We start from the raw sequence: 13,281 nt of genomic DNA on the forward strand, positions 1-13,281 counted from the left end.
GGCGGCCAGACCGGCCNAACGGGCCCGCCGCACCGAAGCCTCTTGGCCCCGGCACATCGCGACAGAAGAACCCATCCTCACGCCCGTCAAACTATTCAACGCTAGAAATTACAGATCCAGCAACAAACGCTGCGGATCTTCCAACGCGTCCTTCATCGCAACCAAGCCCAACACCGCTTCGCGACCATCAATAATCCGATGGTCATAAGACAGCGCCAGGTAGTTGATCGGACGAATCACGATCTGACCTTTTTCAACCACCGGACGCTCCTTGGTCGCATGCACGCCCAGGATCGCCGATTGCGGCGGGTTGATGATCGGGGTCGACAGCATCGAACCGAACACACCACCGTTCGAAATCGAGAAGGTACCACCGGTCATCTCTTCGATGCCCAGCTTACCTTCGGCAGCGCGCTTACCGAAATCGGCGATCGTCTTTTCGATCTCGGCGAGCGAGAGCTGATCCGCGTTGCGCAGAATCGGCACCACCAAACCACGGGGGCTACCCACCGCGATACCGATGTCAAAGTAGCCGTGATAGATGATGTCCTTGCCGTCGATCGACGCGTTGATCAACGGGTACTTTTTCAGGGCGGCAACAGCAGCCTTGACGAAGAACGACATGAAGCCCAACTTGACGCCGTGCTCTTTCTCGAACTTTTCCTTGTACTTGTTGCGCAGATCGATCACAGCCTGCATGTTGACCTCGTTGAACGTGGTCAAAATGGCGTTTTCTTGTTGCGATTGCAGCAGACGCTCAGCGATACGGGCACGCAGGCGGCTCATCGGCACGCGCTGTTCCGGACGGCCATCCAGCGACAACGTGGTCGGCGCCGGTGCAGCGGCAGCGGCCTTGGCCGGCGCAGCGCTGGCGCCCTGAGCATCAGCCTTGGTCACACGACCGTCACGGCCCGTGCCAGCCACGCTGCCAGCGTCCACGCCCTTTTCGGCCAGGATCTTGGCAGCGGCCGGCGAAGCAATACCAGCCGAACCCGACGAGGCCGGTGCAGCAGCGGCAGCAGCCGGAGCCGCGGCAGGCGCAGCGGCTTCAGCCTTGGGAGCAGCAGCCGGGGCAGCAGCAGCCTGGGCAGCCGTATCGATTTTGGCGATGAGTTGGCCCGACGTCACCGTGGCGCCATCGGCTTCCACGATTTCAGCCAGCACGCCCGATGCCGGAGCCGGCACTTCCAGCACCACCTTGTCAGTTTCGATTTCGATCAGGATCTCGTCTGCCTCGACAGCAGCGCCAGCCTGTTTCTTCCAGGTGAGCAAAGTCGCTTCCGACACGGATTCGGACAACTGGGGGACAACAACGTCAGTAATAGCCATGGTAATAAGTTCCTAAATAGAGAGATTCGATATCGGCGGCTGAACTTACTTAGTCAGCATGAAGCCTTTGTATTTCGCGGCAAAAGCCTGTTCGATCAGTGCTTTCTGTTGTTCCTGGTGCTTGGCCAGGTAGCCTACCGCAGGCGACGCCGAAGCCGGGCGACCGGCATAGCCGAGTTTCTGACCGTCGGCCATATTCTCGTAGAGGTGATGCTGAACATAGAACCACGGACCTTGGTTCTGAGGCTCGTCTTGCACCCAGACCACTTCGGTTGCGTTCGCGTACTTGCGCAGCTCGGTTTCAAAAGCCTTGTGGGCAAACGGATACAGCTGCTCGACGCGAACGATTGCCACGTGCTTGGCATCGCGGTCGGTGCGCGCGTGAACCAAGTCGTAATAGACCTTGCCCGAGCACGCCAGTACGCGTTTGACCTTGCTCGCGTCGATCGTATCGTCCAACTCGCTGATCACCGGACGGAAGCTGCCGCCGGCCAACTCGGTCAGAGGCGAACCTGCATCCTTATTACGCAGCAGCGACTTCGGCGTGAAAATCACCAGCGGCTTGCGGAACGGACGGATCATTTGGCGACGCAGCAGATGGAAAATCTGCGAAGCGGTCGTGGGCTGAACCACCTGAATGTTGTTGTCGGCACACAGTTGCAGGAAGCGCTCGATACGACCCGACGAGTGCTCGGGACCTTGGCCCTCGTAACCGTGCGGCAGCATCAACGTCAGACCCGACTGGCGGCCCCATTTGGCTTCGCCCGAGCTGATGAACTGGTCGATCACGACCTGAGCGCCGTTGACGAAGTCACCGAATTGAGCTTCCCAGATGGTCAGCGTGTTCGGTTCTGCGCAGGAATAACCGTATTCGAAACCGAGCACGGCCTCTTCGGACAGCACCGAGTCGATCACCGTGAACGGCGCTTGGCCGTCGGAGACGTTTTGCAGCGGCACATAGGTGCCGTCATTCCAACGTTCGCGGTTTTGATCGTGCAATACGGCATGGCGGTGCGTGAATGTACCGCGGCCCGAATCCTGACCGGTAATACGAATCGCATAGCCCGAAGCCACCAACGTCGCGAACGCCAGATGCTCGCCCATGCCCCAGTCGAGGTTTTGCTCACCCTCGGCCATCTTGCGACGCTCGGTCAACAGTTTCTTGACCAGCGGGTGCGGGGTGAAGCTATCGGGCACCGTGGTAATACGTTCACCGATGCGTTTGAGTTCAGCCAACGGCACTGCCGTGTCGGCCTGATCGGTCCATTTGGCGCCCAGGAACGGCGACCAATCGATCGCGTACTTGCTCTTGTAGTCAGTCAGCACAGGTTCGATCGTGCGCTGGCCGTCTTCCATGAGCTGACGGTAATCCTTGACCATCTGGTCGGCTTCGCCGTCGGCCAGCACACCTTGCGAGGTGAGCTTGTCGGCGTACAGCTTGCGCGTGCCGGGGTGATGGCCGATACGCTTGTACATCAGGGGCTGGGTCAACGCCGGGGTGTCTTGCTCGTTGTGGCCGAGTTTACGGAAGCAGACGATATCCAGAACCACGTCGTGGTGGAACTCCAGGCGGTAGTCCAGCGCCAGCTTGGTCGCGAACACAACCGCCTCGGGGTCATCACCGTTGACGTGGAATACCGGCGCTTCGATCATTTTGACCACGTCGGTGCAATAGAGCGTCGAACGCGTATCGCGCGGGTCGGAGGTCGTGAAACCGATCTGGTTGTTGATGACGATGTGCAGCGTGCCGCCCGTGCCGTAGCCACGCGTTTGTGCGAGGTTCAGCGTTTCCATCACAACACCCTGGCCGGCAAAGGCCGCGTCACCGTGCACCAGCACCGGCAAGACTTGCTTGCCTTCGGGGTCGCCGCGGCGCTCTTGGCGAGCGCGGGCGCTACCCTCGACCACGGGGTTGACGATTTCCAGGTGAGACGGGTTGAACGCGAGCGACAAGTGAACCGGGCCGCCGCGCGTGGACAGATCGCTGGAGAAACCGTTGTGGTATTTCACGTCGCCGTCGGTCAGGCCCTCGGCGTGCTTGCCCTCGAATTCGGCAAACAGGTCACCGGGCATTTTGCCCATGATGTTGACCAGCAGATTCAGGCGGCCACGGTGAGCCATCCCGACCACGACTTCCTGGACACCGGATTCGCCAGCGTGGTTGACCACCTCGTCCATCGAGGCGATGAAGCTTTCGCCGCCTTCGAGGGAGAAGCGCTTCTGGCCCACGTACTTGGTGTGCAGGAAACGCTCGAGACCTTCGGATTCGGTCAGTTGCTGCAGGATGTGACGCTTTTCTTCGTTGCTATACGACGCCGCGCCAAAGGTCTTTTCCAGGCGTTCCTGGATCCAGCGCTTGGCGGCTGGATCGGAAATATGGGTGTATTCGGCACCGATGCTGCGGCAGTAAGTGTCACGCAGGGCCTTCAGGATATCGCGCAGCGTCATGGTGCTGGCGGTCGTGAAGTAGGTGTTGGTAGCCGAATAGGTCTGGTCCAGATCGGCTTCGGTCAGGCCGTAGAACGACGGGTCCAGCTCAGGGATCGGGGGACGTTCCTGGCGCTTGAGCGGATCCAGGTCGGCCCAGCGCGAACCCAGCGAACGATAGGCGCCGATCAGCGACTGTACCGAGACTTGTTTGCTGGCGATCGACAGATCGGGTTGGGCAGAGACTTGCTGCACGAACCCATTGCTGCGGGCGCGCTGAGCAAAAGACTCGACGATGGGGGCATGCGCGCGGTCGCGCGTCGTTTCCTGGCCATCGGTCGCAGGAGCATGCTGCAACTGATCGAAATACTCGCGCCAGTTATCGGGCACAGAGCCAGGGTTGTCCAGATACGCCTCGTACAGCTCTTCGACGTAGGGGGCATTGCCACCAAATAGATATGAGGTGGAAAGAGATTCTGATTCGGAAGACATATATTGCTTCACCTTGCGAGTGCTTCACTCGATACGATGCAGGAAAACCTTCCGCGACACGGGCTTCCCGTTAGCGGATAGCAGGGGCAGAAGGCACGTACAAGCCCTGAAAGCCTATGGCGCAAAAGTATACTCCCCGGGATTGCACCTGTCTTGCCGCATTGCGGCACGACCCCTCTGTGCCCGGGCGAGGCCGCAGACTGGGATAGTTCAGAAGTCCCCGCCAACATCCGTCATGATGCTGGCTATGCGCTCGAAGTCTCCTTGATCCAGTTTGGGAAAAGTCCTGGCCGGGCTGTGACGCGAAAACCACGAAGCCATCGCGGGAAAGCCGGTTTATACGATCTAACCGCACGACGGCCGCCTGTTGCACTATTTTTCCGCGCTTTTATGACACTCGTCCTGCTGACACGATACGTCTATAGAAGAGTACCGCCACACTAGCAAAGACCGCCAGCCCCAGCCAGTTGGCGATCGGCGCGAAGTCCGCTCCTGCCACGGCCAGGGGCGCCTCGCTGCCCGACGCCCCGATGATGGCCGCCATCAATACCCCCACCAGGCTTTCTCCCACGATCAACCCGGAGGCCAACAAGGTGCCGCGCCGATTCGGCAGCTCAGCATAGCTGTCATAGGATTGCCCCGCCTGCTCCGCACGGCGGCGCAGCGCCCGCTCGATCAACCAGGCCAGCAACGCCCCCACGACCAGCGGCGCACTGACCGTCGGAGGCAGATAAATCCCGATCCCTACGGCCAACACCGGCATCCGGGCAACCCGGCAGGTGCGTTTCAGGATCCCGTCCACCACGATCAGCCCCACGCCCACCGCCATACCAATCAGAATCATGACCCAGTTCAACTGATGGGTGAAAATCCCGCGCGCAATGGCCAACATCAGGGTGGCCTGCGGTGCCGACAATGCCTGGCCGGGGTCCATGCCGGCATGCGGCAAGGCATCGGCAAAACCATAGGCGTTATAGAGCAACTCGAGGATCGGGGAAATCACCGCCGCTCCCACCACGCAGCCGATCAACAGCGCCACCTGCTGGCGCCAGGGGGTGGCCCCGACCAGCCAGCCGGTTTTCAGGTCCTGCAGGTTGTCGTTCGCAATCGAGGCCACGGCGACCACGGCCGAAGTCGTGAAAATCGCCAGGGCAATGGCCATCTGGACACCCTCCTGGCTGCCGAGCAGGCCGGTCGAGCGCTCCAGCCCCAGCATCAGCAAGGACACCAGCACGATGGCCACAATACCCACCCCGGAAATCGGGCTGGTCGATGATCCCACCAGCCCAGCCATATAACCGCAGGCAGCAGCGACCAGAAAGCCGAAAATAAAGGCAAATGCGACGGCGTACGTCACCAGCAGTCCTACGCTGCCGGCTGTCACCGGCTCGGCCCGTAAAAACGACGCAAACGTCACCACCAGAATCACCACCAGCACCAAGGTGACGACAGCAATCCAGCGCCCGGACAGATCTTGTTCAGTACGCAATGCCCCACCTTGATCGGCTCTGCGCGTCGCGCTGAATGCCGAGAACGAGGTTCTGATACCGCGCATCATGGGGACAAACAGGGTGGCCAGCGTCCAGATCGCACCTACGCCTATCACCCCTGCCCCAATGAAACGGACCTGTGAGCTCCACAGCCCGGTGGCATAGTCCATTACCGACAAATCGGCCGGGCGGTCCCCCAATGCGGTCAGCACAGGAACGGAAATACCCCAGGCGATGACCAAGCCCGTCAGCATGGCCAGACCCGCCACGATACCGATCAAATACCCCGCCCCCAATAAGGCCATGGAGAAACCCATCGGCAGGCGAAACACCGCAGCGCCGATCGTCGGCCACACGCTGACGGCATCGCCCAAGACCCGCAGGCCGCTGGAAGCAAAGCTCACTGCAGCGGCGATGCCGGCTCCGCTGAGAATATCGGCCATGCCCGTAGCCGCCGGTTTAGCTCGGCTCGCTCCCGTTGCAGCGGCGTCCGTCGAGACCGATTGGACGTCTAAGCCGCGTGCTGACGGCGAAGAACCACGCGACGCCTGACCAGCGCCGTCGGCTTGGGCGCCTCCCTCGGCCGTACCACTACCCACGCGCAGGATCTCTGCCGCCGCGACACCCTCTGGATACGGCAGATCGCTCTGCACCACCATGATGTGCCGCAGCGGGATGGTGAACATCACCCCCAGCATCCCGCCCGCGGCGCAAATGCCCAGCGTTTCCCAGAAAGGAAAGCCGTGCCAGTGCCCCATCATGACAAGTGCCGGCAAAATGAAAATAATGGATGACAGGGTGCCCGCGGCTGACGCTTGCGTCTGCACCATGTTGTTTTCGAGGATATTCGAGGTTCGAAACAACCGGAGCACCGACATGGAAATGACCGCCGCCGGGATCGCCGACGAAAACGTCAATCCGACCTTCAGGCCCAGAAACACGTTGGATGCGGTGAACACTACGGTAATCAATGCGCCAATCAGGACGCCGCGAACGGTGAGTTCGGGCAGCGTGATCGAATCAGGAACGCGCGCAGGTTCTGCCATGAGTCAACATGTCCTTGCCAAAAAGGGTGATGATTTTTAGAGTGTCGCGGATTCTACCGCCCTGCTTGGAAAATAAATCTATTCCAAGGGTAACGCGGTCTGATATTTGACCTGCTTTAACGCGAATCCCGATCGGATATTTCGAACGCCGGAAATCCGCGACAATCGGCTGACGACAAAGCGTTCCAGCCCCTGGATGTCAGGCACGACCACACGCAATAGATAGTCCGCATCGCCGCTCATCAGATAGCACTCCATGACCTCGGGGCATTCGGCCATGGCGTTCTGAAAGCGATCCAGCTCGGTCTCGACCTGTTTTTCCAGGCTGACCTGGATGAACACATTCAGGCTCAGGCCCAATTGCAGCGGATCGGCCAGCGCCACGTACCCGCGTATCACGCCCGCCGCCTCCAGCGCCTTGACCCGCGCCAGGCAGGGCGATGGAGACAGGTGTACACGGCGTGCGAGCTCGACATTGGTCAGGCTGGAATCTGTTTGCAAGATGCCCAGAATGCGGCGATCAATGCTATCTAGCGAGGCGCTCGGCATATTTATCCTATGTATTTAACAATTGCAGATTATTATGCCGCCAACCTGGGTTTGGCGACGCATATTCGATCACTTATGCCACAGTGAAAGCGCTAGGATGAACGTCTATACGGAGACTTCATCATCATGCTCGACATAGTGGCCACGCCCCAGACCAGCGACATCGACCCAATTGAAACCAGCGAATGGCGCGACGCGCTGCTATCGCTGGTACAAACCGCCGGCATCGAGCGCGCGGCCTATGTCCTGGAGGCCCTGCTCGCTCAGGCAGCCGCGCTGGGGGTGCGTGCGGGCGGCCAGACGCGCAGCGCTTATTTAAATACGATCGCGTTGCGCAATGAGCCGCCGTTTCCCGGCGATCTGGCGATCGAGGAACGCATTGCCTCGATCAACCGCTGGAACGCCCTGGCCATGGTGGTACGCGCCAACCAGGCACACGGCGAATTGGGCGGGCACATTGCCAGCTACGCGTCGGCGGCGGATCTGTTCGAAGTGGGGTTCAACCATTTCTTTCGCGCCCCCTGCGAGGGATTCGCCGGGGACCTCGTCTACCTGCAACCGCATTCGGCGCCCGGCGTCTATGCCCGGGCGTTTCTCGAGGGCTTTCTCAGCGAAGACGATCTCGCCCATTTCCGTCAGGAGATCACTGCGCGCGAACGTGGCCTGCGTGGACTGTCGTCGTATCCTCATCCGTGGCTCATGCCTGATTTCTGGCAATTCCCCACCGGATCGATGGGAATCGGGCCGATCAATGCGATCTACCAAGCCCGTTTCATGCGCTATCTGGAACACCGGTCGCTCGCGCAGCCCTCTGGCCGCAAGGTCTGGGGTCTGTTCGGCGACGGCGAAATGGACGAGCCCGAATCGATCGCCGCATTGACATTGGCCGCGCGCGAAAAGCTCGACAACCTCGTGTTCGTCGTCAACTGCAACCTGCAACGCCTGGACGGCCCAGTGCGCGGCAACGGCCGCATCATCGACGAGCTCGAAACGCTCTACGCCGGCGCCGGCTGGAACGTCATCAAACTGGTGTGGGGCGGCGACTGGGATGCGCTCCTGGCGCGCGACGCCGATGGCGCCCTGGCACGCGCTTTTGCTCACACCGTGGACGGGCAGTTCCAGACCTTTGCCGCCAATGACGGTGCCTATAACCGTGCGCACTTCTTCAATCAAAACCCCGAGTTGGCGGCCCTGGTCGCAGACTGGTCAGACGAGGCCATCGACCGGCTGCGTCGCGGCGGCCACGATATCGTCAAGATCCATGCCGCCTATCATCGCGCCGTACGCCATCGCGGCCAGCCGACCGTCATCCTGGCGCAGACCAAGAAAGGCTTTGGCATGGGCACGGCTGGTCAGGGCAAGATGACCACCCACCAGCAGAAAAAGCTGGATGACGAGGCACTGCTGGCGTTTCGCGACCGGTTTGCACTGCCGATCTCGGACGATGACTGCCTGGCGTTGAAGTTCTATAAACCCGCTTCTGACAGCGCCGAACTGCGTTATTTAGAATCACGCCGGGCTGTCCTGGGCGGCCATCTGCCGCGCCGGCGCACCGAATCGCCTCGTCTGCCCGTGCCCCCTGCCGAGCAATGGGCGCGTTTCGCGCTGCAGGCTGATGGCAAGGAAATGTCGTCCACGATGGCCATCGTACGCATGCTGGGCGGATTGTTGAAGGACGAACAATTGGGCTCGCGCATCGTGCCCATCGTGGCCGACGAAGCACGTACCTTTGGCATGGCCAATCTGTTCCGACAGATCGGGATTTATTCCGCACAGGGTCAGTTGTACGAACCCGAGGACATCGGCTCGGTGCTGTACTACCGCGAGGCGCTGGACGGGCAAATCCTCGAAGAAGGCATTACCGAAGCCGGCGCGATTTCTTCGTGGACGGCCGCGGGCACCAGCTATTCGGTCAATGGCCTGCCGATGCTGCCCTTCTATATTTACTACTCGATGTTCGGCTTCCAACGCATCGGTGATCTGATCTGGGCCGCGGCCGATCAACGCGCGCGCGGATTCCTGATCGGCGCCACGTCGGGCCGCACGACACTGGGCGGCGAGGGCCTGCAGCACCAGGACGGCTCTAGCCATCTGATTGCCTCCACGGTTCCCAACTGCCGCGCCTACGATCCGGCCAACGCCTATGAGGTCGCCGTCATCCTGGAACACGGCATGCAGCGTATGCTGGATCAGCAATGCGACGAGTTCTACTACATCACGGTCACCAACGAGAATCTCGCTCAACCTAATCTGCCCAGCGAAAACGCGCGCGAGGGTATCCTGCGCGGGATGCATCGCGTCCGAACTGCAACGTCTCCTGGCGAACGAGCAAGGGGATCCGAGTCGGGAAAATCTTCTGCGGCGGGTGCTGCAACGGCGCAGAACAACATAGACAACGATGATCTGCCTCACGTGCGCCTGCTCGCGGCTGGCCCCATGCTCAACGAAGCCCTGCGCGCTGCAGAGCGGCTGCAGCAGGACTTTGGTATCGCGGCCGAAGTCTGGAGCGTGACCAGCTTTTCCGAATTGGCCCGCGATGGCCGGGCCTGCGAACGGGATCGCGTACTCGGCCTGAGCCGTCCGGCTGCGCAGAGCTGGCTGGAACAATGCCTGCCCGGTACGGTTCCCGTAGTCGCCGCCAGCGACTATGTGCGCGCAGTGCCGGACCAGATCGGTGCATGGATCAAGGCCCCGTATCGCACGCTGGGCACCGACGGCTTTGGCCGCAGCGATACCCGGGCCCGGCTGCGGGATTTCTTTGAAGTCAGTGCAGACTGGATCGCGCTGCATGCGCTCGATTTGCTGGCCGAACAAGACGCGCGCCATGAGGCCGCCCGGCAGCAGTTGCGAGACCAGTTAAACACGAAGCAACGCACTGTCGTGCCATGGCTGAACTAAACCGCCGATATCGTTAGGCGGGCGTTGACCATCAATTCGCTGCACTGCAGCAAACATTGATGCGCGGTTTCTGTTGAAATATACGCCTTCGCGATCCCCAAACGGGCCCCTTGCGGGCCCGTTTTCTACTTTGTCAGCAGTGCAGCATAGGCCTTCCCCACCATGGACGAAACCCTAACCAAACTGGCGCTTGATTATCACGCCTACCCCACCCCCGGCAAAATCTCGGTCACGCCGACCAAGACCCTGGCCAACCAAGACGATTTGTCCTTGGCCTATTCGCCCGGCGTTGCCGCAGCGTGCATGGCGATTTTCGACCAAGGTGATGACGCTGCCTCCATGTACACCTCGCGCGCCAACCTGGTTGGCGTGATCACCAACGGCACCGCCGTTCTAGGTCTGGGTAACATCGGCCCGCTGGCGGCCAAGCCCGTGATGGAAGGCAAAGGCTGCCTGTTCAAGAAATTCGCCGGCATCGATGTGTTCGACATCGAACTCGCCGAAACCGATCCGGACAAACTGGTCGACATCATCGCAGCCCTCGAACCGACCCTGGGTGGCGTCAACCTCGAAGACATCAAAGCGCCCGAGTGCTTCTACATTGAAAAGAAGCTGCGCGAGCGCATGAAGATCCCCGTCTTCCATGACGACCAACACGGTACCGCCATCATCTCCTCGGCCGCCATTCTGAACGGCCTGAAGGTCGTCGGCAAAGACATCAGCCAGGTCAAGCTCGCGGTATCCGGCGCTGGCGCCGCCGCGATCGCCTGCCTGGATGTGTTAGTAGGTCTGGGCATCAAGCTCGAAAACATCTACGTCGTCGACTCCCGTGGCGTGATTTGGGAGGGCCGTGAAGAAAACATGGAGCCCAACAAAAAGCGTTACGCGCAAAAAACCGACGCACGCACCTTGGCTGATGTGGTGCGCGGCGCGGACATATTCCTGGGTTGCTCGGCGCCTGGCGTGCTGACCGGCGACATGGTCAAGACCATGGCCGGCAAGCCGCTGATCCTGGCCCTGGCCAACCCCGAGCCCGAGATCCGCCCCGAAGTCGCCCGTGCTGCCCGCCCGGACTGCATCATTGCGACTGGCCGCTCGGACTACCCGAACCAAGTCAACAACGTTCTGTGCTTCCCCTTTATTTTCCGTGGCGCCATGGATGCCGGCGCCTCGCGCATCACCGAGGAAATGAAGCTGGCTTGCGTCAAGGCCATCGCCGAGCTCGCCGAAGCCGAACAAAATGACGAAGTCGCACTGGCCTATGCTGGCCAGGAACTGTCGTTCGGCCCGGAATACATCATTCCCAAGCCCTTCGACCCGCGCCTGATTGTGCAGATTGCGCCTGCGGTAGCCCAGGCCGCCGCCGACTCCGGTGTGGCCGCACGCCCCATCGAAGACATCGAAGCCTATCGCCAAAAGCTGATGGGCTTTGTCTACCACTCGGGCCAACTGATGCGTCCGCTGTTCGCCCAGGCCAAGAAAGCGCCCAAGCGCGTGATCTATGCCGACGGCGAAGACGAACGCGTGCTGCGCGCCGTGCAGACCGTCGTCGACGAGAAGCTGGCGCAGCCGATCCTGGTGGGCCGCCCTTCCGTCATCGAAATGCGTATCCAAAAGGCGGGCCTGCGTCTGGTGAACGGCCAGAACATCGAGATCGTGGATCCCGAAGACGACAACCGTTTCAACGAAACCTGGAACGCGTATTACCAGCTCAAAGGCCGCGAAGGGGTCACGCCCGACATCGCCAAGGCCATGATCCGCAAACACAACACCTTGATCGGCGCCATGCTGCTGCGTCGCGGTGATGCGGATGCCTTGCTGTGCGGTGTGGCCAGCAAATACGACAACCAGTTGAAGTACGTCGAGGAAATCATCGGCCGCAAGCCGGGCCAGACCTTTGCCGCGCTCAACGTGTTGATGCTGCCGGACCAAACGCTGTTTGTCACCGATACGCACGTCAACGAAAATCCGACCGCCGAAGAAGTCGCCAGCATCACGATCCAGGCCGCTGACGAAATGCGCCGCTTTGGCGTCATGCCCAAGATCGCGCTGCTGTCGCACTCGAACTTCGGCAGCCGTGTCACCGAATCGTCGCGCAAGATGTCCGAAGCACGCCGCCTGGTCGAAGAACGCGCGCCCGAGCTGGAAGTCGAAGGCGAAATGCATGCCGACTCGGCTCTGTCGGAAAAAATCCGTCAAAAGGCCTATCCCGACAGCAAGCTCAAAGGCCCGGCCAATCTGTTGGTAATGCCCAATCTGGATACGGGCAACATCACCTACAACATGCTGAAGATGACCGGCAGCAACGGTATCGCCATGGGCCCCATCCTGCTGGGTGCGGCCCGTCCGGTGCATATCCTGACGACCAGCGCCACCGTACGCCGCATCGTCAACATGACCGCACTGGCCGTGGTCGACGCACAGCAAGAGGCCGCTGAAAAACGCTCGGCCTGATTGCATGCAGCAAGCACGCCTCGCGCGTGCTGTTTGACCGCTGGCGGATCAGATACACTGATCCGCCAGTTGGCTAGCAGGTCCTGCCAACACGACGCGCATCGATTACCGGAGCCCATTCATGTTGCAAGACGCCCTGCTCGCCTGGATTCACTACCTCGCGATCTTTCTCTTGATCGTCGCTATGACCGCACAGACAGTATTGCTGCGGCCCGATATCACTCCCTCTGTTGTACGCCGATTGGCCTTGTATGACCGCCTGTACCTGGCCTGTGCGATCGCCGTACTGATTACCGGACTATTGCGCTTGAGCCTGGGCGCCAAAGGGGCGGCCTTTTATATGGCCAATCCCTGGTTTCACGCCAAGATCGGCTTGTTTGTTCTGATCGCCTTGTGCTCCATTCCACCGACACTGGCTTTTCTACGGTGGAACAAACAAGCACGCAACGAAGCCGGCTATGTCCCCGATGCCCAGCAAGTCAAACGCGCGCGGCGCTGGGTGATGCTGGAGGCCCATCTGCTGGTGTTGCTGCCGCTATTTGCCGTGTTGATGGCACGCGGCATCGGTATGTAATCGCCAGGCATACGCCTGCAGG

At 60.7% G+C, this 13,281-nt stretch carries 7 protein-coding genes; 3 read left to right on the forward strand and 4 right to left on the reverse strand.

The features are described from left to right. Nucleotides 1–108: 108 nt before the first annotated feature. The 4 genes from odhB to ACNA0J_RS11870 all read right to left on the reverse strand — a co-directional run bounded on the left by odhB (nt 109) and on the right by ACNA0J_RS11870 (nt 7,333). Entirely contained in the window at nt 109–1,329 is a 1,221-nt protein-coding gene (gene odhB, locus ACNA0J_RS11855) for a 2-oxoglutarate dehydrogenase complex dihydrolipoyllysine-residue succinyltransferase (RefSeq protein WP_415819060.1), read from the reverse strand. A 45-nt stretch (nt 1,330–1,374) separates the two neighbouring features. Beyond that, nucleotides 1,375–4,248, reverse strand: a complete 2,874-nt coding sequence (locus ACNA0J_RS11860) for a 2-oxoglutarate dehydrogenase E1 component (protein ID WP_415819061.1) — start codon at nt 4,246–4,248, stop codon at nt 1,375–1,377. A gap of 388 nt (nt 4,249–4,636) precedes the next feature. Beyond that, on the reverse strand, nt 4,637–6,784 hold the full coding sequence (locus ACNA0J_RS11865) for an OPT family oligopeptide transporter (protein WP_415819062.1): 2,148 nt from the start codon (nt 6,782–6,784) through the stop codon (nt 4,637–4,639). Between the two features lie 78 nt (nt 6,785–6,862). Continuing rightward, nucleotides 6,863–7,333 (reverse strand): Lrp/AsnC family transcriptional regulator, encoded by a 471-nt coding sequence (locus ACNA0J_RS11870; RefSeq protein ID WP_415819063.1) that lies wholly within the window; start codon nt 7,331–7,333, stop codon nt 6,863–6,865. Nucleotides 7,334–7,459: 126 nt separating this feature from the next. On the opposite strand from ACNA0J_RS11870, the gene mdeB reads away from it, so the two are divergent. The 3 genes from mdeB (at nt 7,460) to ACNA0J_RS11885 (ending at nt 13,259) form a co-directional block, all read left to right on the forward strand. Continuing rightward, nucleotides 7,460–10,231 carry an alpha-ketoglutarate dehydrogenase gene (mdeB, locus tag ACNA0J_RS11875; RefSeq protein WP_415819064.1) on the forward strand — a complete coding sequence of 924 codons (2,772 nt, stop codon included), beginning with the start codon at nt 7,460–7,462 and terminating at the stop codon, nt 10,229–10,231. 162 nt (nt 10,232–10,393) lie between these two features. After that, nucleotides 10,394–12,685, forward strand: a complete 2,292-nt coding sequence (locus ACNA0J_RS11880) for an NADP-dependent malic enzyme (protein WP_415819065.1) — start codon at nt 10,394–10,396, stop codon at nt 12,683–12,685. A 121-nt stretch (nt 12,686–12,806) separates the two neighbouring features. Beyond that, nucleotides 12,807–13,259 (forward strand): DUF2214 family protein, encoded by a 453-nt coding sequence (locus ACNA0J_RS11885; RefSeq protein WP_415819066.1) that lies wholly within the window; start codon nt 12,807–12,809, stop codon nt 13,257–13,259. The last annotated feature ends 22 nt before the right edge of the window (nt 13,260–13,281 follow it).

It is taken from the genome of Bordetella tumbae (genome assembly GCF_965139195.1).
GTDB lineage: Bacteria > Pseudomonadota > Gammaproteobacteria > Burkholderiales > Burkholderiaceae_B > Bordetella_A > Bordetella_A tumbae.